This window comes from uncultured Psychroserpens sp., from assembly GCF_947494225.1.
Lineage (GTDB): Bacteria > Bacteroidota > Bacteroidia > Flavobacteriales > Flavobacteriaceae > Psychroserpens.
This window is the reverse complement of sequence record NZ_CANLUG010000009.1, coordinates 142,395-165,964: the sequence shown is the minus strand read 5'-3', so window position 1 is coordinate 165,964 and position 23,570 is coordinate 142,395. Positions and strand designations below refer to the sequence as shown.

The following is a 23,570-nucleotide window of genomic DNA, read 5'->3' as shown; positions in this document are numbered from 1 at the left end:
GATGTAAGTTTTTGTTCAAAAAACCTACTTTTGCCTATAACAAATTGAAACAACATATGTCTGATACAATAGAAAAAGTAAAATGCCTAATTATAGGTTCAGGACCAGCAGGATATACTGCAGCAATATACGCCTCAAGAGCCAATATGGCGCCAGTACTTTATCAAGGAACGCAACCAGGAGGTCAATTAACAACAACAAATGATGTTGAGAATTTCCCAGGCTATCCTGAGGGAATTACAGGACCTGAAATGATGATAGAATTACAAAATCAAGCGGCTCGCTTTGGAACAGATATTCGAGATGGTTGGGTTACCAAAGTTGATTTTTCGGGAGATATCCATAAAGTATGGGTAAACGATACTAAAGAAATTCATTGCCAAACCGTAATTATTTCTACTGGAGCTTCTGCTAAATATTTAGGATTAGAGTCTGAACAAAAATATTTAAAACTCGGTGGAGGTGTTTCTGCTTGTGCCGTATGTGATGGATTTTTCTACAGAAACCAAGAAGTTGTAATTGTTGGAGCTGGAGACAGCGCGGCAGAAGAAGCTCATTATTTGTCAAAATTGTGTACTAAAGTAACAATGTTGGTTAGACGAGATGAGTTTAGAGCTTCGAAAATTATGGCTAATCGTGTTATTAATACACCTAATATTGAAATACTATACAATACTGAAACTGATGAGGTTTTAGGTGACGGTCAAGTGGTAACAGGCGTAAGAGCGTTTAACAATAAAACAAATGAAAAATTTGAAATCCCGGCAACAGGATTTTTTGTAGCCATTGGTCATAAACCAAATACTGATATTTTTAAAGCCTATTTAAAGCTAGATGAAACAGGTTATATAATCAATACACCTGGAACGGCTAAAACAAATGTAGAAGGTGTTTTTGTATCTGGTGATGCCGCCGATCATGTTTACCGTCAAGCGGTTACTGCTGCAGGTACTGGTTGTATGGCTGCTTTAGATGCTGAACGTTATTTGGCTGCTAAAGAGTCAGATTTTGAAGTGTCAACACCAGTTTACTAGGTGTTAATTTATAACTAAAAGAACATCCGAAGTCTAATATTTATTTAGCTTCGGATTTGTTATTTATATGAAACATAAAACCATAATTATATTAGGGAGCTCAAGACCTTTTGGTAATACTAGAAAGATAGTGGATTATCTTATATCTCAAGGAAATGATATCGATTTGATTTCTTTGTCAGACTATAAGATTGGTTATTTTGATTATGAGCTTAAGAATGAAAATGACGATTTTCATCCGTTGCTAACTTCGATACTTAATTACGATACTATTTTGTTTGCGACGCCAGTATATTGGTACACTATGAGTGCGCAAATGAAAACGTTTTTCGATAGAATTTCAGATGTATTAATTGGTGATAAAAAACCTTTAGGAAGGCAATTGAGAGGTAAAGTTATGGGCTCAATAAGCTGTGGGTCTGATGCCGAGATTTTCGAAGGATTTAAAATGCCGTTTGAACAAAGTGCAGCATATTTAGGAATGACCTACTTAGAACATGTTCATACATGGGTTTTAAGCGATCAAACAATTCCAAAAACGGTTGAGTCTCGTTTAAAGTCATTACTCAATAAACTATAAAAGAACGTCCGAAATATTTAAACATTTCGGACGTTCTATATAAGGTTTAAGACATTTAAAATAGCCTTATTTTTCTTTCTTCTGAAGTTTTACTGTATCTGTAAACTTATTAATTGTAATTTTTGGATTTCCGTAGAGATATACCTCACTAGAGCCAGTTGCTTCTATGACGATCTCATCAATAACTTCAACATACACGTCACTTGCCAATTCGGCAATGACGTTACAAGTTTTAGTTGTGAAATTTTTACCATTGAATTGAGAATTATTGTCGGTTCTTAGAGTTAAACTTTCAATGGTCCCTTCAACATCCGAATTAGCGCGTTGGTACAAATCCATTTTAACAGCTGTTGCATTAATCAAAGCATCCATCTTAGTGTTATCACTTATTTCAGCAGTAACATTTGTTGCTGTAATATTTAATTTCACCTTAGCTTTACCGGTACTTACAAAGCTAAAATCATCAGTTTTAATATTGAGATATGCTCGAGATGAACCACTGGTTTTTAGAGTGGCGTTGTTGAGTTCTAAAGATGTAAGAGATCTAACTTCACCATCATCTTTAACTTCAATATGAGAAAATCCATCGCTATAATTAACTTTAATATTTAGCTTTTTAGCTCTAATATCACGCGTTGTTGTTAATGTAAGGACGCTATCAACAACTTCTATGTTGATATATTCGTGTAGGTTGTCATCTGTTTCTATTTCAACCGACGGTTTTTTATTGTAAAATAATTCTACTTTAAAATCTTCACCAACTACGATTTTCTTGAAATCATCAATATAGGTTTGCTTAATAGTTAAATTTCTATCACCTTTTACTTTCTCAGTGTTTTGGGCAAAACCTGTAACTGTATAGCCTAAAACGACCAATAGAAATAATGTAACGTTTTTCATTATTATAAATTAAGTGTTATAACAAATATAAAACAAAAACCATCCCAAACTTAAAATTAAGCTTGAAATGGTTTTAATAAAGGTTGATTAGTTGGTTGTTAAACGTTTATTTTAATGCTGTTTTCAGAGTGTTTTCAATTCTTGGAGCATGACTAGAACCCATGGTCACAAAAACTGTTTTTCCTTGATTTACTTGCTCTAAAATGATTTGAATCATATGTTCATCTCTTGAGAGGTTAGAGCCGTTCCAAATCTCTTGTAAATAACCAGGCCATCCATAACCAGCATCGTGATGTCTCCAATCTTTATTAGGGAAATCTGTTTGCCATATGCTATCTACATCTTGCCAAGAGGTAATGGTATGTCGTAAATGATCATAATCGGTTCGTTCATCTATTAGTTTCTGTAGCGCATCTTCGGGATTATTCTGCCGTTCTTCTTTACTCAAACCATAAAATGGACGAAGTGCATAAAACATGGCTAATTTTTCAGCAGGATAGCGTTTTATCATGAGTTCAATTTCATCTTCTCGTGTTGGTTCCCATGTAAATAAATTTACATGATCCTTTTTTGCAAGCGCTGATGTTAGTCCGCTTTCTCCATAATGTTCTATAGGGTCTTGAAACCACTTAAATAAAAAACCAAGCCTACCTTCTACAAGAGCAACATCTGGTTTATTTATAGCCCAATAGTGTCTAATGGAATCAAATTGGGCATTTGACGGATCGTTTATATGCTCTACGCCAACAACTATAACCTTGCCTTTGTTTTTTCCGTAGACAGTATAGATGTATGGTCTACGATGGGTATTAATTATGGTTTTGTACGTCGTCATATCCATAACAGGCACTTCTAATGTGTATTGCGTTTCTGTTTTATAGAAAGCTGGTGATTTCCACATCACATTTGTAAAAAACAAGATTAAAATAAGCCCGAAAAAAACTAGAATAAACGTTACAATTTTTTTCATCACTTTGATTATACCTGGTTGTTATTGCTTTCTGATATTACCAGAAACACCATCATTAGTGTCAACAGATTCTGGGTTTCCATAATATTTTATATCGCCACCACTAGATGCATTGGCTTTTAATTTTTGTTTGGCATAAACAACAATGTCTGCGCCACTGGTTACTGAAGCTGTACAGTTATGCGATTTTAAATCTTTAGCTTTAATATCGCTTCCGCTTGTCGCTTCGGCATCGAGGTCATTAGTTGTTCCAGAAACCTTTAAATCGCTACCACTTGTTGATCGTAATGTCGTTGATTCGGCTTTGATGTCAATTTCTAAATCGGCACCACTTGTAGTAACAAGCTTTAAATTATCGGCAACAATTGTGTTTGTTGAATATACGTCACTACCACTTGTAGAGGTTATGAGATTAATGTCTTTTACATTGACCATAATTTTTTTAGCTTCAGAGCGTCTTATGTTTTCGTCAGCATAAATTTTTAAAACACCTTCTTCTATTTCAGTGATAATAATGTCATGAAGATTTTCGTCGGCCTGAACTTTTAGCATTGGCGAATCACTTTGTGTTAAATATACATCTAAGCCTCTGCTCACTGCAATTTGATTAAACTCGCCGTCGAGTGTACGTTCTATTGTGGATACGTTTCCATTCCCAGTAACACCTGTATCAAAATTGATATCGAAATTACAAGATGTTAGCAATATGCTAAATATTACTGCAATTGTGAATTTTGTTAATGTTGTCATGATTTTTTGATTTTAATAGATGATTATTATTAATTATTTTTTTTTAGAATTTTAGAAAATAAAGAATCTACTTTTTTAGAATTCCAGGGGGCAGCTCCTAAATGATGAAATTTAATTTCATTATTGTGAATGATATAAGTATCTGGAATGGAACCACCATTTTCTTGAAAAAAAAGAGGAAGATTTGTTTTATCTTTATAAGAGTATATAGGAAAACTAAATCCTTTGTTTTCAATAAATTCTGTAGCTTTATCTATATCTTCATATGTCAGTAAATAAAAATCTACGTTTTCCGATTTATCATATAGTTCTTGAATGGAAGGCATTTCTTCAATACAAGGTTTGCACCAAGTAGCCCAAAAATTAAGAAATACAATATTCTCATTGTTTTTTATGCTAACTTCTTTACCATTCTTAGAAGTTAATTTCATTTTATATAATGCTTCAGCGTCAAACGGTTGTTCTTTTTTCTCAGCTAAGAATTCATCGTTTTCGTATTGATTTAAGTATTCAATATAGGCTTGAGCTGAATTATGAGAATCTATTCGATCATATGCAAACCAAATGATTAATCCTGTAAATAAACCTATGCAAAATATAATTACTTTTTGTTTCATTACTGTTGTTTTATAGCTTCTTCAACGATGTTATCGTTTTCTCTTACGATAAACTTGTTGACTTTATCTTTAGCGTTAGTTATAAACTCAAAGGTTAAAGTCGATTTTTTATGTACGAATAGCGATGGTGTTTTCGCGTATATTTCAGTGTTTAATCCTCCAGCGTTAATGTGTAAACCTTTTTCAGTTCTTGATATAACTACGGTTCCTGATGTTTTGGCTTCATATTGACCAATATAAGAATCTAACAGTGCCTCAGATACTTTGGTATACTTTAATTCTGGTTGGTCTTGCATTTTATGATCGTAGCTCATTACGCGTTTTAAGCGCCATTCGCCATCTTCTAAAATCCATAGGTGAGAGAATTTCGCAATGCTTCCAGCAACTTCTTTACCGTTGGTGGTTTCAAAGAATTTATGCTCTCCTTTTTGCAATGCACCATATACTACGCCTTTGTTTTTTAATACAAATACCTCAAGGCTACCGTCTACCAACTCTCGTCTTGATTTTGTGGTATTGTCTGGGTTACAAATGCCATTTTTCATAGATTTGATAAACCCCTCTTTTGAGGTTTCTACACCACCAATATCATGATAAAACTCGAAATCTTCGGCAATTAGCTCCTCTAAATATTGAGTTTCACATTTATTAAAAGAACGCTCAAACAATAGGCTATCCTTTACTTTTAGCGTATTGTAAATTTCATTATGCTTTGTTACCTCTGGCTTTAATACCATGGTCATTCCGTAGAAAGTAATGGTAAGAATAATGAGTTTATATAGTAACTGTATCATTTTTTGATTGATTGAGGTTCAAATATTTAAAAAATGGTTGGTTAGTTAAATTTTAAATACCTGAACCGTTGATTGTTTATGATGAATTGTTAATTATCGTTGTCTTCGGTTGTAATTTCTATACCGTCGTCATCAATATTGACTTTCACATCTTCCGTCTTCGCTTTAAGTCCGTCACTATCAATTTGAAGACTGCTATTATCTGTTTTTGCTTTAATGCCATCCTCATCTATTCTTAGACCGTTTTCTTCATCATGGATGTCGATTTCTTCGGTTCGATAGTTTTCACCTTCTGGACAGTCTAAGCATTTTACATCATTGGTAATAATTTGAAGGTAATGTTCCTCCATATCATGATCAAGAATGTCATTATAATAGTAGTCGTTACTATGATAATTGTAGGTGTTTTTATCTGCATAAAGTACAGCGCCTTCTGGTAAATACACCGTAACTGTAACCGATTGACCTTTACGAGCTTCATTAAGCGGAAGTGTTAAATAGCTATCAAGTAAGAGTTCGTTATTTTGTAATGTATACTTATAACTGATACGTTCGGCTCTGTTTTTTGCATTAGCAAAATCTGATCCTCTTGCGCTACGTTCAATTCTAATTTTACCAATACTATCTTTAGTTGATCTAACAATAAGTCTTACACCTCTTGAGTATAGCACTTTGTTGTCATTCTCATCGTAAGCCGTATCAAATCCATAGTTTCTATAGTATCTATTTCTCGAGAATAAATCATTATCATCCATACGTAGACTTATGGTGTCGTTTGCCGTTATGGATGCTAATTTTTCGGTTTTAATTGAAGACCCTTCTTCTTTAAAACTAAGTCCAAATTTTGCCGACAAAATGATTAACGAGATAAATGAAATAAGCCATAACCCCAGTAATGTATACTTTGCTGCATTACCAATAGACTTGAGATTTGTAATTAATATTTTTAATCCAAGGTAAAATATAAAGAATGCGATAATACCTATAAAGAAAAATACGAGTAACGACATGAGCCAAACTGGCATGTTGGTTGCATCTGCAATATCAAAAAAGTTGGTTCCTGGAATATGTACATTATCTAAAAGATTTAGGCTAAATAAGCTTACAATTAATGAAATAATAGTAACGGCTCCAACTATCATTAGAATCACTCCAAAGAACTTTGCGAAAAGTTTCAAAAAGAACATAATGATATCACCTATAGTTTCAAAAAAGGAACTAGATGTTGATTTAATACGCTCACCTTGTTTAGGTATATCTGCTTTTTTTACACTTTCTGAAATAGAATCTGTAACATTAGATATAGAATCTGTAACACTAGACAACGAATCTGTTACGGTTTCAAAACCGCCTTTAATTTTTTTTTCGATGTTACTAATATTTACTGGCTCACCTTTCATCATTAGTTTTTCAGAAGTTGTCGTTGCTTCAGGTACAAAAATCCAAAGTAAAATGTATAAAAGAATTCCTGTTCCAGCACCAAATATGAGTAAGAACCAAATTAAACGAATCCAGAGCGCGTCAATACCGAAATAATGCCCTAAACCTGAAGATACACCTCCAACATAGGAATTGTCTGTATCTCTATATAATTTTTTAGCTGTAGATGAGCGTTGTTTTGAATATGAACGTTTTGGTTCGTCTTCAAAAATTTCATCGTCAACCAAATAATCTTCTGGTTGCCCCATGATGGTGATGACTTCATCTACTTCTTTATGGCCTATAACTTGTCTTTCGTTTTGAACACGTTCGCTAAAAAGTTCGGCGATACGAGCTTCAATATCTGATATGATTTCTGAACGACCTTGAGAGTCTGTAAATGAACGTTTTATAGCCTCAAGATAGCGTTGTAATTTTAAGTATGCATCTTCGTCTATATGGAAGAATATACCTGCTAAATTTATGTTGACTGTTTTATTCATTATTTCGTGTTTTTTTGTCTTGTTACTATGTTAACTGCGTTTTGTAATTCGTTCCAGGTAATGGTTAGTTCTTTTAAGAATAACTGTCCTGTTTCTGTAAGACCGTAATATTTTCTAGGCGGTCCAGATGTAGATTCTTCCCAACGATAATTGAGTAATCCAGCATTTTTCAGTCTTGTGAGAAGCGGATAAATTGTCCCCTCAACCACAAGCAGTTTTGCGTCTTTTAGCGTGCCTAAGATTTCCGCCACATAAGCGTCATCATCTTTTAATACTGATAAAATACAGTACTCTAATACGCCTTTTCGCATCTGTGCTTTTGTGTTTTCTATTTTCATAAGTTTCTTCTAGGTTTTTGTAAAAGTCTTATGCAATTCGCATTAAAGACGTTTAGATCATGTAATATGCTTTGATAAAATGCTCGTGTCATATTTTAATGAGATTAAATTTTAATAAACTGTTCATTTTTTGATTGATTGATGATTAATTGATGAAATATTATTTTAAAAAATTGATTGTTAATGGGTAGTGGTATAATTCACCGTCTCTCGCTTTTAAACTAGCTATAACAATAAATACAAGTTCTAGTATAAATCCTATTATGGCAAGAAATGCTAAACCGCCAGTAATAAATAGAAGGGGAGAAGGTTTACCAATATTGATATGAAAATCATGAAATCCATGAAAATCAACAAAATCTAAACCGTTAAAAACTTTAAAAATGAAAAACGGAATTGATATGGTACCAAGAATTAATGTATAAAGCAAAATACTTATTTGAAAATTAATGGCTTGCTTTCCATGAGTGTCTACAAATTCAGATTTGTCTTTGTTAACCATCCATAGTACTATAGGTCCGATATAGTTTCCTAAGGGAATTATAAACCTACTAAAGGTTGATAAATGAATGAATGTTGCGATGTTTTTTGAGTGATTGTCTGGCATGATTTTAAAACATATAGTAATTTCTTATACAAATATATGTCTAAAAACAGGTATTATGTTACGCATAGTACTTAAATTTAACATAATATTAACAAATGGTAGTGTCAATTATTTTCAATAAATTAGCTGAAACTTCCAGTAAATATGACCGTTTCACCTAAAAAACTCAATACTTTTTTATTATTTAAATTACCCTCCGCATATTTTTGTGGTGTACGTACTAAATCGTTAGATGAGAACAGTTGCGTAGTATCTGTTAAGCATAGATGGTTTAATCAAAACCCATTTAAGTCTATGTTTTGGGCTGTACAAGGTATGGCTGCCGAGTTAACCACAGGAGCCTTGATCATGTCAAAAATTAGGAATAGTGGGCATAAAATTTCGATGCTGGTAGCAAGTAACAATGGATCATTTACAAAAAAGGCCACAGGTAGGATTACGTTTACTTGTAATGAAGGTAAAAACATTGATGAAGCTATCAAAAATGCTATTGCAACTGGAGAAGGTCAAACGGTATGGTTAAATTCAAAAGGTATTAATAGTGAAGGTATTCAGGTATCAGAGTTTAACTTTGAATGGACTATTAAGGTGAGAAGTAAATAGATTGTAACAAATAACAGATTCTTTAAACATATAGGTAATCAATTAAAAAACACAAACACATGACATCACACGAAATCGATTACAGAATTTACGGAGAAGAAATGCAATATGTCGAAATAGAGCTCGATCCTCAAGAAGGCGTTATTGCAGAGTCTGGGAGCTTTATGATGATGGATGACGGTATCAAAATGGAAACTATTTTTGGTGACGGTTCACAGAAAGACACAGGTTTTTTTGGAAAAATATTAGGGGCAGGAAAGCGTATTCTCACGGGAGAAAGTTTATTTATGACCGCATTTTATAACGACCTTTCTGGAAAGCGAAATGTCTCTTTCGCATCACCTTATCCAGGGAAAATTGTACCTATAGATCTAACCGAATATAACGGCAAATTCATTTGTCAGAAAGATGCCTTTTTATGCGCTGCAAAAGGGGTAAGTATAGGTATAGAGTTTTCTAAAAAACTTGGGAGAGGACTTTTTGGAGGCGAAGGCTTTATAATGCAAAAGCTAGAAGGAGATGGTATGGCCTTCGTTCATGCTGGTGGGACCATGGCTCGAAAAGAATTACAAGCAGGAGAAACCTTAAGAGTTGATACAGGCTGTATTGTTGGTTTTACTCAGGATATAGATTATGATATCGAATTTGTAGGAGGTATTAAGAACACCGTTTTTGGAGGCGAAGGTTTGTTTTTTGCTAAACTTCGTGGACCAGGAGTTGTTTACGTGCAGTCTTTACCGTTTAGTAGATTAGCTGGACGTGTATTATCATCATTACCTAAAGGAGGTAAGAGTAAAGGTGAAGGAAGTATACTTGGTGGTTTGGGTGATTTACTGGATGGCGACAATAGGTTTTAAATAACATTCTTGTAAGAAAATGATTAAAAAGGTTGTGTTTTGGACGCAACCTTTTTGTATTTTAAACATCCTATTAATAGATCGTCAATCAAACTATTAAATTATGAAAAACGTTTTCTTTTTTCTTATTGTACTAATTTCAGGTGTCGCTAGTCATGGCCAAATTGTGAGTATTCCTGATACTAATTTTAAGAATCAATTACTCAACTATACGCCATCAATTGATACTAATGGTGATGACGAGATACAAATTTCAGAGGCTGAGGCTGTAGCATCTTTAGAAGTTAGTAACATTTCATCTATAGTGGGTTTAGAAAGTTTTATAAATCTTATAGACCTTAAAATTACTTATAGTCATTTTACTTCTGGACTAACTATTCAAAATTTACCGAATTTAGAAATATTTGACCTGACTTATGTTGGTTTACCTAGTTTAAGCATGGTCAATTTGCCTAGTTTAAAGGAGTTTGAACTGGGGTATTTAACCGAAGGGAGTACTATAAATACTGTAGACTTTGATTCATGTAATTGCCCTGATATGGAACGTGTTTTTCTAAACCAAGCGTTTTACATTACGACTCTTGATATAAGTGATTTTATCAATTTAAAGTACTTAGGTATAGAGATAGCAGATAATTTTACTGAACTAGATATTTCTAATAATATCAATTTAGAAACCATCTTTCTCTATAATACTGGAATTTCACAACTAAATTTTAGTCAAAACTCCAATATCAAGAATATTAATCTATTCTATCATATTGGTATTTTGGAAATGGATTTAACCAATTGCCCAAATCTAGAACGTGTGGAAGCAGAGGAAGTTAATTTTTCTGAGCTAGACCTTAGTAATAGCCCTAATCTTAACATACTCTATTTGCAATCTGTTTACACTAGTATTCTTAATATAAAAAATGGTACCACAGCTGAAGCAAGTTATATGTATTTTCTCTATGCGGATTATATTTGTGCCGATGATAACGAATTAGATGCAATAGTGGCTGAATTTGATCCTCAAACCAATAATAATCCTGTTATCAATTCGTACTGTTCATTTACTCCAGGAGGAAGTTTTTATACTATTGGTGGAGAAAATAAATTGGATGCTAATTCTGATGGTTGTGACAGTAATGATAATCTGTATCCGAGTTTGAAGTTTAATATTTCAGATGGAACAAATACTGGTACTTATATCTCAAATCCTTCTGGGAATTATAGTATTCCTCTTTCTGAAGGGATGCATACATTAACACCAGTTATAGAAAACCCAACTTATTTTAGTACGCCAAGCCCTTTAACGGTTAGCTTTCCTTCGGAAATGAGTCCGTTTAATCAAGATTTTTGTATTACACCTAATGGTGTTCATAATGACTTAGAGGTTTTTATTGTACCACTAACTGAGGCTATTCCAGGTTTTGATGCAACCTATAAAGTTGTTTATAAGAATGTGGGGAATACGTTGGTGTCTGGCTCTGTAGATTTTGATTACAGTTTCGATAGTCATTATATGGAATATGTATCATCTTTACCTTCGGAAATGTCTCATACTAATAATGTGTTGTCTTGGAATTATACAGACCTGTCGCCATTTGAGTCTAGAGAGATTGTAGTTACATTTACCCTAAACACACCTACGGATATTGATTTTCCACTTAACTTAGATGACGAGCTCAATTTTGAAGCCTTTATTTACCCTATTACAGGTGACGAGACTCCCGATAATAATGATTTCGGTTTAAAGCAAATTGTAGTCAATTCATTCGACCCTAATGATATAAGATGCTTAGAAGGTGAATTTATTTTACCTGAACGCGTTGGTGAGTACGTACACTATCTTATTCGTTTTGAAAATTTAGGAACGGCCAATGCCACAAACATTGTGGTTAAGGATGATATAGATCCTACAAAGTTTGATATCAATACCTTGGTGCCATTAGATGGAAGTCATGCCTATTATACTCGAATTAATGAGAATAATATTGTGGAGTTTATTTTTGAAAACATTAATCTGCCTTTTGATGATGCCAATAATGATGGCTATGTCCTTTTCAAAATAAAAACTTTAGAGAGCTTGGTATTAGGCGATCAATTTTCTAATCAGGCCGAGATTTATTTCGATTTTAATGCACCAATTATTACTAATAATTATACAACAGACGTGGCTGAAGAGAATTTAAGTATTCCAGATCATCAGGTCATGGCAATCTCAATGTTTCCAAACCCAGTGAATGACCTACTAAATATAGAAAGTACTGAGGTTTTAAATACAGCAGTGATTTATGATTTAAATGGAAGAACTGTATTAAATGTTGTTTTAAATACGAATCAAACACGATTAGACTTAAGTCAACTTACCGAAGGTGTGTACTTTTTAAAAGTGAATTCTAGTACAAAAACAAGAACTTTAAAACTCATAAAATCCTAGAGCTGCACTTGCGTTGAGGTGTTTTTAAAATAAAATGACCCATCTTTTTAACATATAATTGGCTGTTAATTTTTTTATTACTTCGTCAAGTGAACCGATTTTTTCACTACATTTAGAATGTAATAATAAATCAAACGCTTATAAAACAAATCTACTTTTTTTAAACCCTAAACCCAATTAAAGAATGGCAAGAGCAATGTTTGAGTACACTAAAACTGTACTTAATAAAGTTAGTTTCGACGCTACATTGTTCTGTAAAGAATTACAAAAGGCACTTCAAAGATTATTACCATACGAAATTGAAGAGCTTAAGATTTATATTAAATCTTTAATCTTACAGAACCCAGAATTAGATCAATGTTTAATCTTATTAAATGAATAAAAAAAAGCGACTTACGAGTCGCTTTTTTTAGAATTAGTAGTTTTTAGATAGTTTTTTATTTAGCTATCGGACTAATAATTTCAACGTTTTGAAATGCTATGGCGCCTCTAATAATACCAGATATGACGTTGTGCAAGGCATCAATAATTTGCATTTTTAATTCGCTTTTGTGATAAATAATACTCACTTCACGAGCAGGTGAAGGTGCATTAAAATGATGTAACTTATTAGACATTTTCTCATTTAAATCGAGTGTATTTAAATAGGGTAGGAGTGTCATCCCTAGCCCTTCGTTAGATAACTTTACTAGCGTTTCTATGCTACCGCTTTCTAACTGAAATTTATCGTCTTCATGAGTTTTAAATGCTTTACATAGATTGATAACGCCATCTCTAAAACAATGACCATCTTCTAGAAGTAACATGTCGTTAATGTCTAAATCTGAAACGTCAATTTTTTTCTTGTCTTTTAACCTGTGATCGTCTGGAATGTAGCCAACAAATGGCTCGTAGTATAGCACACGTTCCTTTATAGTATCATGTTCTAAGGGGGTTGCGGCAATGGCTGCATCTAAATGACCATCTGCAATTCTTGTGATAATTTCTTCTGTAGTGAGCTCCTCAATTTTAAGTTTAACTTTTGGATACTTTTTTATAAAAGTTTTTAGAAACATTGGCAGGAGCGTTGGCATTATTGTTGGAATAATACCAATTTTAAATTCGCCTCCAATAAATCCTTTTTGTTGATCTACAATATCTTGAATACGATCTGATTCGTCAACGATATTTTTGGCCTGTTGTACTATTTTTTTACCAACGTCGGTAAGTTCAATAGGTTTTTTACTTCTATCGAAAATAAGTATATCTAGCTCATCTTCAAGTTTTTGTATTTGCGTGCTTAGTGTTGGTTGGGTTACAAAACACTTCTCTGCGGCTTTAGTAAAGTTCTTATGTTCGGCTATAGCCAACACATAATGAAGTTGTGTTATTGTCATAGTTATTCATTTAGACTATAAAAATATAAAAACTATTTATAAAAACTATAATCAATTCAATTAATTATAAAATAAATTTGCATAAACAAAAACAATAGAAGATATGACACTAAATAGTATAGGTTTAGATACCCAGAAAACAAAAAAGATAACAGGAGATTTGAATTATCTTCTTGCAAATTTTCAAATTTATTATCAAAACTTAAGAGGTATTCATTGGAACATAAGAGGAAAACGTTTTTTTGATTTACACGTAAAATTTGAAGAGCTGTATACTGATGCCAATGTAAAAGTAGATGAGATTGCAGAGCGTATTTTAACGTTAGGGGCAACACCATTACATACGTTCGAAGATTACACGAAAGCGGCCAAAGTTCCTGTAGGAAGGCACATTTCAGAAGATGAAAAAGCCGTAAGACTTATTGTTGCTTCTTTAACCGAATTATTAAAAATAGAACGTCAAATTCTAGATGACTCTGGCAACGCTCAAGACGAAGGAACGAATTCTATGATGAGTGATTTCATTACAGAACAAGAAAAAACAGTTTGGATGATGAAAGCATGGTTGGGTGAAAGTGTATAGGATCCCAAACATTTAAGTAAAAGAAAAAACCCTTTCGAATAATCAATTCGAAAGGGTTTTATAATCAAGTTCAAAAATTCAACCAAATTTTATTCACAACCAGATTCAATATTTGTAATCCATTCTGCTGTACTTACAACTTCAGGTCCTTCTGGATTATCACATCCAAAGAATAACCATTCGCTTGCGAAATTACCTGAGTTGGTATTTACTGCTGCACCTACAGCTCCTGTTGGTGTAGTTACTATTTCCCATGTACCAGATGTTACAGAGTCGTTATTGATAGTAACATTTACGGTTCCATCTGCTCCAAATTCATAAATGTATTCCTGATCTCCAATTGTTACTGTCCAAAACTCACATTCAATTAAAAAATCTTCTATATCATCTTCAGAACAATCAGAAGGATTGTTTATATCTTCACATTCAACAAAGTCGTCTTCAGTAAATCCTTCACATTCTGCAACACATGCATTAGGGAATGTGATAACTTCGACTTGACCTCCTTCTTCAACTTCAACACATACTGGATCAAATTCTTCATCTAAACATTCTTCACATGGGATTTCTGTATCATCGCACTCAACAAAGTCTTCTTCATTAAATCCTTCACATTCTGCAACACATGCATTAGGGAATGTAACTGTTTCTATTTCTCCTGTAGCTGTTTCTATTTCAACACATACTGGATCAAATTCTTCGTTAAAACACTCATCACATTCATTACCTCCTTCATAGTCGCCAAAACAATCTTCTAAAATATCTTCAAATTCTTCAACATTGTTTACAGTAACAACTTCTTCATCTTCAGCTAATGTTACTTCAAATGGGTAAACAAAATCAAAATAGTAAGCGTCGTATAATGCTGTATCTAGTTCTTCTTGTGAGTTTACAGTAATTTCAACATTGTCATCTGTGATAATTGTTAATGGGAAATTAAATGTAAAACAATCTGTTCCACCAGGGCAATTGTAATCTTCTTCACAGTTTTCGGCGAAATCTTCTTGAGTAAATCCATCGCACTCTGCATAACATGCATTCGGGTAAGTCATTAAAAATGTTTCGCCATCTGGAGCCACAACTTCAACACAAACAGGGTTGTAGTCTTCAAAACACTCACAATCTTGTTCGTCAAAATCACAGTCATCTAATAAATCTGCAAATTCTTCTTCATTATTAATTGTTACCACTTCAATGGCATCAGAATCGTCATTATAAGTTTCTACATCAAAAGGAAATGCAACGCCATTAATGTATAAATCGTCTGTAGAGTTTATTAAAACTTCAACTAGATCTTCAAGACTATTTACAGCCACAGTAGTTCCGTTATTATAAGAAAGGTTCAATGGATATACAAAGTCAAAACAGAAATCGAAAACGATATTTCCGGTAGGGTTTTCTGTAGGAATCATATTTCCTTGAGAATTGAATTGAAGTCTCAACTGAGATAAAGACGTTGTAATAGACGCACTTTCATCTATGTTTTGTTCTTCAATTACTGGTTCGTCATTTGTACATGACGTAAAAACGCTCGCAATTAAAGCGAAACTTAAAAGAAATAATTTGAAATTTTTCATCATAGCAATTTTTAGATTAAATATGTTTTTGTCGATCAATCATAACTAAGACAACTGTCAAAAAAAATACCCTACTTTTCACTCTAAATTTTTTTTATTTAGTTTTGATGCATTCACTTTCAAACCAAATAATGCCTAAAGATCAACATAAAATATGTCATTCTGAAACTTTTGAATCCATCTATAAAACGTATGCGAAAGATCTAAGACGGTTTATATTTTTCAAAACTCAAGATATAGATAAGGCCGAAGATATTCTACAAGAGACATTTATTAAACTCTGGGATAATTGTGAAAAGGTAAATTATGATAAGGTGAAGAGTTATCTGTATACAGTCGCGTCAAATACATTTTTAAATTCGGTGAAACATGAAAATGTTATTAAAAAACACCAACAAGGTTTAATTCATAAAACCACTAATGAATCTCCAGAGTTTATCATGTTAGAAAAGGAATTTATGGATAAGCTAGATCGAACCATCAATGGTCTGCCAGATAAGCAACGCGAGGTGTTTTTATTAAATAGAATTGAAAAAAAGAAATATAAAGATATTGCTCAACAATTAAATATTTCAATAAAAGCTGTAGAAAAACGAATGCACCTGGCTTTGGTGGTCATTAGGGAGGAGATTGGTAATATTTAAAAAAAATAAACATTTACGGTAGGGTTTTATTAATTGTAATTGTCTTTATATTAGAATACGCATGGAACAACAAGATTTACATAACGATAACGAGACATTCTTGGCTAAATGGTTAGCAGGAGAACTTTCTAATGATGCACTGAAAGCTTTGGTGACAGAAGAAGAGTTTAATTCTTATTTAAAACTAAAAAAAGGAATAGAGACTCATGAGAGATTAGAAGGGTCTATCGATGATTCTTTTGCTAAAATTTCAGATCGAATTTCTCAAAAACATACCAAGGTTCGTCAATTAAATACGAATAGTTGGTTTATTGGCATTGCTGCCTCTATTGTGTTGTTTTTTGGATTGTTTTTTACTTTAGGAGATGATGTTAAGACGATAGAAACTAACTATGGCGAATATAAAACGGTCGCATTATTAGATGGGTCTGAAGTTATTTTAAACTCAAAGTCTACATTGACATATAATGAAGATGATTGGGCTTCTAATAGAACATTGACACTAGATGGTGAGGCTTATTTTAAAGTAAAAAAAGGAAGCACGTTTACTGTTGTAACTACCAATGGGGAAGTTAAAGTTTTAGGAACGCAATTTAATGTTAACTCAGTAAGCGATTTATTTGAAGTGGTTTGTTTTGAAGGAAAAGTGAGCGTCCTATCTAAAGGTGAAACTCACGTCTTGTTGCCAACATATTCTGTAAGAAGAATTAATGGCCATGGCTTAGAAACATGGGAAACTTCAGAAGCAGATCCAACATGGATACACGGAGAAAGTACTTTTAAAAGTGTACCATTAAACTATGTTATTTCGGCATTAGAATCACAGTTTAATGTGGTTATTGAGGCTAAAAATATTGATAAAACTATAATTTATACGGGTAGTTTTACTCACAGTGACTTAGACACAGCTTTAAAAACAGTGTTTAAATCTCTACAAATAAGATACGTTGAAAAAGAAAAAGGAAACATCTATTTGAGCACAAAGTGAAGAAATTGATTAACTGCATTTTACTAATTCTACCTGTTTTAGCCTTTTCGCAAGAAGAGGCTAAGTTTTACATCAATTTTGAAACTGAAAATATTCAAACTGCTTTTGATCTTATTGAAGATATTTATGACGTACGATTTTCATATAAAGATGCCGTTATAAAAGAGAAAACAGTTAGTTTAAAAAAAGAAAAGCGAACATTAAAACAAGTTCTTAAAGCTATTGAAGCGCAAACGGGCTTAACGTTTGAAATTATAGCAAACAGATATATTATCGTTAATAAATCTGAAACTCAAGTCAATGTTCAAGAACTTGAAAAAATTATTATTAATAGTTATCTCACCAAAGGGATATCCAAACGGAGAGACGGGTCCTATGAAATTAGTCCCAAAAGCCTAGGAATTTTGCCGGGTCTCACAGAACCCGATGTCTTAGAAAGTATTCAATTACTACCAGGAGTTGTTAGTCCAAATGAAACAGCTTCTGGTTTTTTGGTTAGAGGCGGTAAGATGGATCAGAATAGATTAATTTGGGATGGTATTAATATCTATCATAAAGGACATCTCTTTGGAATGATTTCTCCGTTTAATCCAAATGCTACCAAAGCGATTACTTTTATAAATAAAGGCTCTCATCCGCGCTATGGCGAACGAGCCTCTAGTGTGATTTCAATGAAAACGACATCTTCCATTGAAAACCGAATGAGTGCACAATTTGGGTTTAATGGTATTAATGGCGATGCCTTCATTGATATGCCAATTATTAAAAATAAACTGGGTATTCAGGCGTCCGTTAGATCAAGTTATACTGGCCTTTATCAATCTTATACTTTCGATAAACTTGCAGATAAAGTGTTTGAGAGCACCAAAATAGAAGATGGAGACAACCCCGATAATGATTTTAGTTTTTTAGATTATAATATCAAACTGAATTACAAACCAAATACTAATAATAGTCTGTATGCAAGTTTAATTTCAATAGACAACCAACTTAATTATACGGTTGGAGATTCTAATACCAATGAAAGTTTTAATGATATAATGTCTATTAAAAATTATGGTTATGGTGTAGGTTGGTACAAGCAATGGAATTCTAGGCTAAGTCAAAATACATCTGCTTATTTTTCAGAATATAATTTGAATTACAATTTTATTACCTCGGAAAATGAAACGCAAGTGTCAGACTTTGAAAAGCGAAATGTTATTTTCGATTCTGGTATTTCCACAGAGTTTACACAACAAATAAATACGCAAAATACAGCAACTCTGGGGTATCAATTCTCATTAAAGGATGTTGGCTATGCATTTTTAAATACAACCAACTTAGAGTTTGTTTTAGATGAAGATAAAACGGTTGTGAAATCTCATGCCCTTTATGGTAATTACAACTATAAAAATTCGAAACTCTTTGATGTATCCTTGGGAATAAGGGCATCATATTTTGAGGAACTTGAAACTGTTAGGATTGAACCTAGGTTGTTATTATATAAACAGCTATTCAAAAACATAAAGATTCAAATTTCAGGAGAAATTAAGAATCAAGTGATTAGCGAAATAGATGAGACCATAATTAGTGATTTATCTTTAGAAAATCGTGTTTGGCGATTAGCCAATGGTCGGGAGTTTCCAATAATTAAAAGTAAGCAAGTTTCTGCCGGATTTATATATACAAAAAACGGTTGGACCTTAGATGTGGATAATTATTATAAAACACTAGATGATATTACAGCACTTTCATTTGGGTTTCTTAATCCGAATAACAGTCAATTTAATTTAGGAGAACAGCGAATTTATGGTGTAGACGTTTTTCTGAGAAAACGATTTAGGGCTTTTAATTCTTGGGTTAGTTATTCTTTTAATAATTCTGAAAGTAAGTATCAAAATTTGAATAATGATCAGTATTTCGATTCTAGATCTAATGTAAGACACGCCGTTACAACATCGCTTAGTTATAAATTATCAAATTTTCAAGTGGCCTTAGGGTGGCGATGGCAAACGGGAAAACCATATACAGCTTCTACAAATGGTGTAGATGGTTTGGAGTTTAACAATGGTATTAATACAGAACGATTGCCAAATTATCATAGATTGGATATATCATCCACTTATGCGTTTAAATTTTCTACAGAAAGTCAATTAAGAGCCAAAATTGGATTCTCTATACGAAACGTTTACAATAATAAAAATCTCATTAGTAGAGAATATCGAGGCAACAACGATTTTAATTCTGAAATCGAAACCATAGATAGATTCTCTATTGGATTTACACCAAATATTTTATTCAGAATGTATTGGTAAAAAAAAAAAGAACCTTATTAAGGTTCTTTTCTTAATTAACTAACTGGTTGATTGATTGATTGATTGATGAAATTTATATTAAAATCTGATAGACAATTTAATAGCGTCGTTGGCTAAGGTAAATTTGGCATCGTCATAAATTGGAGGACCAAAGCTTCTTGGATTGTTGGACATTCCGTAAGATTCTTTTGGCATTCCATTGTCTTCAAAATCCATTCTTTGATTTTCGTTTTCATCGTGCAATACCATAATGGCATAGTCTCCAGGTGCTACATTTTCAAAAGTAATAGTTGCTTTTCCGTCTTTAATTTTAGATTCGGCATTTTGAATTCCCGGACCTTTCATAAACGTGTCTTTTGTGTTTAAGGATACTAATAATTTCCCTGTATCGTTTTTAGCATTTTCAATGGTTACCGTTATGGTTTGTCCTTTTGAGTCTTGAGCAAAACCTAAAGTTGATACTAATGTTAGTGCGATTGATAAAAATAAAGTTTTCATGATATGATGTTTTAAATGGTTTGTTTGTTATTGATGAGTCAAATATCAAACGAAATGAAGACTTTGCATAAAGAGACTAACCGAATCGTCGTTTTTTATGTCTGAATTGTAAAAAAAAAAGCACATCGATTAAAATTGATGTGCCTTTTTTGTTGATTTAGAGTGTGTTAATTTCGTCCTGCAGTAACACCGCCATCAGTGTCCCAAATGGCTCCAGTAACCCACGAAGCTTTGTCAGATAGTAAGAATGTTATACTGTTTGCAATATCTTGTGGTGTACCATTTCTACCAATAGGATGAAATTCATTAAACCCTTCTAATGCTTTTTCTGCTTCCTCTTTTCCGCCAAAAACACCATGATAAACAGGTGTTTGCACTACAGCAGGAGATACAGCATTAACTCTAATGTTATAATCGGCCAATTCCATGGCTAAGTGCTGTGTTAATGAATGTAAGCCAGCTTTTTGCATAGAATATGCTGATGATGGCGTTGCTTTTACAGCTTGCTTTGCCCACATTGAACCTACATTAACTATAGAACCTCCTGAGGTTTCCTTCATTTTTCGTGCGGCAGACTGAGTGATGAAGAAAAAACCTCTGTTAAGATCCAAATAAGAATCATAATCTTGTTTTGTATGATCTAGAAATGACTTTGGACCAAATATACCAGAGGCATTTACAAGGTAATCGAGATTGTCTAAGTCTTCTATTTTTGAGATGAGTGCTTCTACTTCTGAGGTCTCTGTGATGTCGATAGTGTGTTTTATGAGTTGGGCCTGGTCTGGTACTTTTCCTGTAGACCTACCTACAATATGTACTGTTGCACCTTCATTTAATAAGTGTTGTGCTGTTTCGTAACCGATACCACTGGTTCCTCCAATGACAAGTGCTGTTTTGTTTTGAAATGTTTTCATAATTGAGATTTGTGTTTAATTGCAGACAGACAAGTCTGTCTTTTTTAGTTTAATTTTTTTTAACTTTATAATAGTTGATTGCATATGGTTTTGGCCGACTCGATAGGCCATATATTATTTTGTAGATAACTTTCAGATACAGCACCTTCATATAATAGGTACACTTGTTTTGCCATGCCGTTACTTTGTTCTTCCGAACTCGTATCTAGGTTGTTATTAATTAATTCTGAAATATAACGCATCAAGACTTGTTTTTGCTTTAATATTTCATCTCTGATATGGACGTTTTCTTTTGGGATTTCAGAAATTGTATTAATACACCAGCAACCGTTAAACTCTTTTGAGTTAAAAAACGCCTCTAAATAATCGAACAGTGCCAATATGCGATTCTTTCCAGAAGGTCTAGCATCAACAAAGACTTTTATCTCCTCAATAAATAAGCTGTTTTTGTGTTGAAGATAGGCCACACAAATAGCTTCCTTAGACTTAAAATGATTATAAAGTGTTGCTTTAGCGATACCAGCTTCTTTAATGATTTCATTAATTCCAGTTAGGTTATATCCATTTTGATAGAATAAATGAGAAGCGGTTTGTATGATATGATCTTTAACTAAAGCATGTTTCATAGGACAAAGATATACAAATTTTTTAAAAACAGACAGACTTGTCTGTTTTTTTTATATCCACTCGTTTGCTATCTCTCTATCTATAGGTTGGTAATTAATATACTGAACTACTCTTGGTTTTGTCCCAGTATTTGGAGAACTGCCATGTGGTAACATCTGGTTCCAAATGATGAAGTCACCAGCATTTGCAGCAATGGGTTTCGAATCTAGTTCTTGTAAGTTAGATGTTCTAGGGTTTACTGTGCTTGGCAAATGCTCTAACCATTGGTCTATTTTCTTATGAAAGCCAGGTACTAAGGTAAAAGCACCTTGGTTTGCTGGTGTATCTGTTAAATAGAGTAAGCCTTGAAGTCCAAAAGGGATAGGGCGTTTTAAACTTACGTCCCAATGCAAATTAGGACCTGGGAATTGGTAGTCTTCATTTTCAGGAGGATTAAAACTCACGCGATCATTACTCACAATTAACGTATTGCGATTCCAAAGTTGTTTATAGGCCGAATGAATTTTCTTTGAAAACCTATTTTTATCCAATTGAGGATCACGAAATAATTGCACCATTATACCTTGCTTTAAAGGATGATCGTTATACCAGGTTTCTGGATTGTTTGGGTCAATTTCTAATACCCCATATATAAGATCCAAACTTGCTTTACAATCTGTTTTAGAAATAGCGTTTGGAATAATAACATAACCTTCTTTTTCCCAATGTGCTATGGCTTTATCGTCTAGTATAGCGTCTTCATATGGTGTTTTCTTAACCTCTGATTCTGAACCTAGGATTGCAACGTTAACCATAGCAATCATTTCTGATGATAAATTTCCATGGTCTCTAACCCAATTTTCAAAGGACTCGAATGAAGGTGACTGTTCGTAAATGTATTTGAACGTAGGTTCTATACCAATACCAAGCGCATCGAACACTGCTGTTACATAATTGTGTTTTAGTTCTATATTTTTATTCTGTATACCTTGTTTTTTAAGTATAGTAGATGACCATATGGTTTTTAAATAAGCAATACCGAGAGTTCCTTGCTCTTGTACCTTGGAAATTTTAGTTTGCTTTTTTTTCATTGATATATGTATATTAGGTTGTCTAAAGTAATTATTAAAACAAATGTCACCTCCAAGTTACTAGAATCATTTTGGGTAGCCAAGGCAATGTAATCCTATTGATATCCCATGGTACATTATCTAGTAAAATATCAATCGTATTATTTTGAATAGCTAATTCGCAGGTATTGTTAAACCTTAGCAAACCTGGACGACGCAAAAATTGATCTCTTAATACATTGACGTTTGATTGCTTTAGGCTCTTCCAATGTCCTATTAGGGCTTCGAGTAACTCTAATGCCGACTTTTTTTCGGTAGTTGATAATGTTATGTGGTCTGGTAATGTATGGTTGATAGGCATACCACAGAGCAACTTTTGGATGATTAAATCTAATGAATTTAGATTATAGTCTTTTCCATTAGCCATGAAATTTAATAATAGAACAGCGCGTATTTGGTTGTCAGTATTTTTAAAACAATGACGCGCATCTAAATAATCATTTGCTTTAAACAATTCAATAAGAAATGGATGGCAAAGAATTAACCCAGCGTTGTTGCAATGTAATTCTGAAATATCATTTACCATTCTAACCTGTTTTGACTATTGTTATAAAGGTAAA

The 23,570-nt window shown here is 33.1% G+C and carries 25 protein-coding genes; 10 read left to right on the top strand and 15 right to left on the bottom strand.

The genetic code is table 11. The features are described from left to right. Positions 1–56: 56 nt before the first annotated feature. Positions 57–1,034, top strand: coding sequence for a thioredoxin-disulfide reductase (trxB, locus tag Q0893_RS18020; protein WP_298904058.1), 978 nt, complete (start codon positions 57–59; stop codon positions 1,032–1,034). A 67-nt stretch (positions 1,035–1,101) separates the two neighbouring features. After that, positions 1,102–1,614, top strand: coding sequence for a flavodoxin family protein (locus Q0893_RS18015; protein WP_299278324.1), 513 nt, complete (start codon positions 1,102–1,104; stop codon positions 1,612–1,614). A 66-nt stretch (positions 1,615–1,680) separates the two neighbouring features. On the opposite strand, the gene Q0893_RS18010 is transcribed toward Q0893_RS18015, so the two are convergent. The 8 genes from Q0893_RS18010 to Q0893_RS17975 all read right to left on the bottom strand — a co-directional run bounded on the left by Q0893_RS18010 (position 1,681) and on the right by Q0893_RS17975 (position 8,512). Further along, on the bottom strand, positions 1,681–2,514 hold the full coding sequence (locus Q0893_RS18010; RefSeq protein WP_298904062.1) for a DUF2807 domain-containing protein: 834 nt from the start codon (positions 2,512–2,514) through the stop codon (positions 1,681–1,683). 106 nt (positions 2,515–2,620) lie between these two features. Continuing rightward, the gene (locus Q0893_RS18005; RefSeq protein ID WP_298904064.1) at positions 2,621–3,484 is read right to left on the bottom strand and encodes a hypothetical protein; all 864 of its coding nucleotides are present in this window, start codon (positions 3,482–3,484) and stop codon (positions 2,621–2,623) included. A 21-nt stretch (positions 3,485–3,505) separates the two neighbouring features. Then, positions 3,506–4,234 (bottom strand): head GIN domain-containing protein, encoded by a 729-nt coding sequence (locus Q0893_RS18000; protein ID WP_299278320.1) that lies wholly within the window; start codon positions 4,232–4,234, stop codon positions 3,506–3,508. A 29-nt stretch (positions 4,235–4,263) separates the two neighbouring features. Continuing rightward, positions 4,264–4,851, bottom strand: a complete 588-nt coding sequence (locus tag Q0893_RS17995) for a TlpA disulfide reductase family protein (protein ID WP_298904068.1) — start codon at positions 4,849–4,851, stop codon at positions 4,264–4,266. Further along, complete coding sequence (locus tag Q0893_RS17990) at positions 4,851–5,645, bottom strand: nuclear transport factor 2 family protein (protein ID WP_299278317.1); 795 nt, start codon at positions 5,643–5,645, stop codon at positions 4,851–4,853. The genes Q0893_RS17995 and Q0893_RS17990 overlap by 1 nt, the downstream gene beginning before the upstream one ends. Before the next feature lie 89 nt (positions 5,646–5,734). Then, positions 5,735–7,567: a PspC domain-containing protein gene (locus Q0893_RS17985; protein WP_298904073.1), complete on the bottom strand. Its 1,833-nt coding sequence runs from the start codon at positions 7,565–7,567 to the stop codon at positions 5,735–5,737. Then, positions 7,567–7,905, bottom strand: coding sequence for a PadR family transcriptional regulator (locus tag Q0893_RS17980; RefSeq protein ID WP_298904075.1), 339 nt, complete (start codon positions 7,903–7,905; stop codon positions 7,567–7,569). Before Q0893_RS17980 ends, Q0893_RS17985 begins: the two co-directional genes overlap by 1 nt. A gap of 160 nt (positions 7,906–8,065) precedes the next feature. Further along, complete coding sequence (locus Q0893_RS17975; protein ID WP_298904076.1) at positions 8,066–8,512, bottom strand: DUF4870 domain-containing protein; 447 nt, start codon at positions 8,510–8,512, stop codon at positions 8,066–8,068. A 144-nt stretch (positions 8,513–8,656) separates the two neighbouring features. Between Q0893_RS17975 and Q0893_RS17970 the strand changes: the two genes are divergently transcribed. The 4 genes from Q0893_RS17970 to Q0893_RS17955 all read left to right on the top strand — a co-directional run bounded on the left by Q0893_RS17970 (position 8,657) and on the right by Q0893_RS17955 (position 12,779). Next, a complete protein-coding gene (locus Q0893_RS17970; RefSeq protein WP_299278311.1) occupies positions 8,657–9,115 on the top strand; it encodes a DUF4442 domain-containing protein in 459 nt (152 codons plus the stop codon). 59 nt (positions 9,116–9,174) lie between these two features. Then, on the top strand, positions 9,175–9,972 hold the full coding sequence (locus Q0893_RS17965) for a TIGR00266 family protein (RefSeq protein ID WP_298904080.1): 798 nt from the start codon (positions 9,175–9,177) through the stop codon (positions 9,970–9,972). A gap of 103 nt (positions 9,973–10,075) precedes the next feature. Then, positions 10,076–12,397, top strand: coding sequence for a T9SS type A sorting domain-containing protein (locus tag Q0893_RS17960; protein WP_299278308.1), 2,322 nt, complete (start codon positions 10,076–10,078; stop codon positions 12,395–12,397). Between the two features lie 184 nt (positions 12,398–12,581). Continuing rightward, on the top strand, positions 12,582–12,779 hold the full coding sequence (locus tag Q0893_RS17955; RefSeq protein WP_230937252.1) for a hypothetical protein: 198 nt from the start codon (positions 12,582–12,584) through the stop codon (positions 12,777–12,779). A gap of 55 nt (positions 12,780–12,834) precedes the next feature. Here Q0893_RS17955 and Q0893_RS17950 read toward each other — a convergent pair whose 3' ends face one another. Further along, entirely contained in the window at positions 12,835–13,773 is a 939-nt protein-coding gene (locus Q0893_RS17950; RefSeq protein WP_298904084.1) for a LysR substrate-binding domain-containing protein, read from the bottom strand. Positions 13,774–13,876: 103 nt separating this feature from the next. Here Q0893_RS17950 and Q0893_RS17945 point away from each other — a divergent pair, with 103 nt between their 5' ends. Then, the gene (locus Q0893_RS17945) at positions 13,877–14,356 is read left to right on the top strand and encodes a Dps family protein (RefSeq protein ID WP_298904086.1); all 480 of its coding nucleotides are present in this window, start codon (positions 13,877–13,879) and stop codon (positions 14,354–14,356) included. Between the two features lie 89 nt (positions 14,357–14,445). Here Q0893_RS17945 and Q0893_RS17940 read toward each other — a convergent pair whose 3' ends face one another. Further along, positions 14,446–15,933, bottom strand: a complete 1,488-nt coding sequence (locus tag Q0893_RS17940; RefSeq protein ID WP_299278303.1) for a hypothetical protein — start codon at positions 15,931–15,933, stop codon at positions 14,446–14,448. A gap of 131 nt (positions 15,934–16,064) precedes the next feature. Between Q0893_RS17940 and Q0893_RS17935 the strand changes: the two genes are divergently transcribed. From Q0893_RS17935 to Q0893_RS17925, 3 genes are all read left to right on the top strand, one after another. Then, the gene (locus tag Q0893_RS17935) at positions 16,065–16,577 is read left to right on the top strand and encodes an RNA polymerase sigma factor (RefSeq protein ID WP_298904090.1); all 513 of its coding nucleotides are present in this window, start codon (positions 16,065–16,067) and stop codon (positions 16,575–16,577) included. A 61-nt stretch (positions 16,578–16,638) separates the two neighbouring features. Further along, positions 16,639–17,565, top strand: a complete 927-nt coding sequence (locus Q0893_RS17930; protein ID WP_299278300.1) for a FecR family protein — start codon at positions 16,639–16,641, stop codon at positions 17,563–17,565. Next, entirely contained in the window at positions 17,562–19,862 is a 2,301-nt protein-coding gene (locus Q0893_RS17925; RefSeq protein WP_299278297.1) for a TonB-dependent receptor, read from the top strand. The genes Q0893_RS17930 and Q0893_RS17925 overlap by 4 nt, the downstream gene beginning before the upstream one ends. Positions 19,863–19,940: 78 nt before the next feature. Here Q0893_RS17925 and Q0893_RS17920 read toward each other — a convergent pair whose 3' ends face one another. The 5 genes from Q0893_RS17920 to Q0893_RS17900 form a co-directional block, all read right to left on the bottom strand. After that, entirely contained in the window at positions 19,941–20,360 is a 420-nt protein-coding gene (locus Q0893_RS17920) for a DUF2141 domain-containing protein (protein WP_298904097.1), read from the bottom strand. Between the two features lie 167 nt (positions 20,361–20,527). After that, positions 20,528–21,274: an SDR family NAD(P)-dependent oxidoreductase gene (locus tag Q0893_RS17915; protein WP_298904099.1), complete on the bottom strand. Its 747-nt coding sequence runs from the start codon at positions 21,272–21,274 to the stop codon at positions 20,528–20,530. A 65-nt stretch (positions 21,275–21,339) separates the two neighbouring features. Next, the gene (locus Q0893_RS17910) at positions 21,340–21,900 is read right to left on the bottom strand and encodes a TetR/AcrR family transcriptional regulator (protein ID WP_298904101.1); all 561 of its coding nucleotides are present in this window, start codon (positions 21,898–21,900) and stop codon (positions 21,340–21,342) included. Between the two features lie 51 nt (positions 21,901–21,951). Then, positions 21,952–22,971 (bottom strand): phytanoyl-CoA dioxygenase family protein, encoded by a 1,020-nt coding sequence (locus Q0893_RS17905; RefSeq protein WP_299278292.1) that lies wholly within the window; start codon positions 22,969–22,971, stop codon positions 21,952–21,954. 46 nt (positions 22,972–23,017) lie between these two features. Next, a complete protein-coding gene (locus Q0893_RS17900) occupies positions 23,018–23,536 on the bottom strand; it encodes a contractile injection system tape measure protein (protein WP_299278289.1) in 519 nt (172 codons plus the stop codon). Positions 23,537–23,570 lie beyond the last annotated feature (34 nt).

What these genes read in the sequence shown, in the direction of transcription:
- Q0893_RS17975 (WP_298904076.1), bottom strand. Translation starts at nt 8,512, where the DNA reads ATGCCAGACAATCACTCAAAAAACATCGCAACATTCATTCATTTATCA.
- Q0893_RS17980 (WP_298904075.1), bottom strand. Translation starts at nt 7,905, where the DNA reads ATGAAAATAGAAAACACAAAAGCACAGATGCGAAAAGGCGTATTAGAG.
- Q0893_RS17930 (WP_299278300.1), top strand. Translation starts at nt 16,639, where the DNA reads ATGGAACAACAAGATTTACATAACGATAACGAGACATTCTTGGCTAAA.
- Q0893_RS17940 (WP_299278303.1), bottom strand. Translation starts at nt 15,933, where the DNA reads ATGAAAAATTTCAAATTATTTCTTTTAAGTTTCGCTTTAATTGCGAGC.
- Q0893_RS17935 (WP_298904090.1), top strand. Translation starts at nt 16,065, where the DNA reads ATGCCTAAAGATCAACATAAAATATGTCATTCTGAAACTTTTGAATCC.
- Q0893_RS17995 (WP_298904068.1), bottom strand. Translation starts at nt 4,851, where the DNA reads ATGAAACAAAAAGTAATTATATTTTGCATAGGTTTATTTACAGGATTA.
- Q0893_RS18005 (WP_298904064.1), bottom strand. Translation starts at nt 3,484, where the DNA reads ATGAAAAAAATTGTAACGTTTATTCTAGTTTTTTTCGGGCTTATTTTA.
- Q0893_RS17905 (WP_299278292.1), bottom strand. Translation starts at nt 22,971, where the DNA reads ATGAAAAAAAAGCAAACTAAAATTTCCAAGGTACAAGAGCAAGGAACT.
- Q0893_RS17955 (WP_230937252.1), top strand. Translation starts at nt 12,582, where the DNA reads ATGGCAAGAGCAATGTTTGAGTACACTAAAACTGTACTTAATAAAGTT.
- Q0893_RS17920 (WP_298904097.1), bottom strand. Translation starts at nt 20,360, where the DNA reads ATGAAAACTTTATTTTTATCAATCGCACTAACATTAGTATCAACTTTA.
- Q0893_RS18010 (WP_298904062.1), bottom strand. Translation starts at nt 2,514, where the DNA reads ATGAAAAACGTTACATTATTTCTATTGGTCGTTTTAGGCTATACAGTT.
- Q0893_RS17915 (WP_298904099.1), bottom strand. Translation starts at nt 21,274, where the DNA reads ATGAAAACATTTCAAAACAAAACAGCACTTGTCATTGGAGGAACCAGT.
- Q0893_RS17985 (WP_298904073.1), bottom strand. Translation starts at nt 7,567, where the DNA reads ATGAATAAAACAGTCAACATAAATTTAGCAGGTATATTCTTCCATATA.
- Q0893_RS17965 (WP_298904080.1), top strand. Translation starts at nt 9,175, where the DNA reads ATGACATCACACGAAATCGATTACAGAATTTACGGAGAAGAAATGCAA.
- Q0893_RS17910 (WP_298904101.1), bottom strand. Translation starts at nt 21,900, where the DNA reads ATGAAACATGCTTTAGTTAAAGATCATATCATACAAACCGCTTCTCAT.
- Q0893_RS17970 (WP_299278311.1), top strand. Translation starts at nt 8,657, where the DNA reads ATGACCGTTTCACCTAAAAAACTCAATACTTTTTTATTATTTAAATTA.
- Q0893_RS18000 (WP_299278320.1), bottom strand. Translation starts at nt 4,234, where the DNA reads ATGACAACATTAACAAAATTCACAATTGCAGTAATATTTAGCATATTG.
- Q0893_RS18015 (WP_299278324.1), top strand. Translation starts at nt 1,102, where the DNA reads ATGAAACATAAAACCATAATTATATTAGGGAGCTCAAGACCTTTTGGT.
- trxB (WP_298904058.1), top strand. Translation starts at nt 57, where the DNA reads ATGTCTGATACAATAGAAAAAGTAAAATGCCTAATTATAGGTTCAGGA.
- Q0893_RS17945 (WP_298904086.1), top strand. Translation starts at nt 13,877, where the DNA reads ATGACACTAAATAGTATAGGTTTAGATACCCAGAAAACAAAAAAGATA.
- Q0893_RS17900 (WP_299278289.1), bottom strand. Translation starts at nt 23,536, where the DNA reads ATGGTAAATGATATTTCAGAATTACATTGCAACAACGCTGGGTTAATT.
- Q0893_RS17950 (WP_298904084.1), bottom strand. Translation starts at nt 13,773, where the DNA reads ATGACAATAACACAACTTCATTATGTGTTGGCTATAGCCGAACATAAG.
- Q0893_RS17990 (WP_299278317.1), bottom strand. Translation starts at nt 5,645, where the DNA reads ATGATACAGTTACTATATAAACTCATTATTCTTACCATTACTTTCTAC.
- Q0893_RS17960 (WP_299278308.1), top strand. Translation starts at nt 10,076, where the DNA reads ATGAAAAACGTTTTCTTTTTTCTTATTGTACTAATTTCAGGTGTCGCT.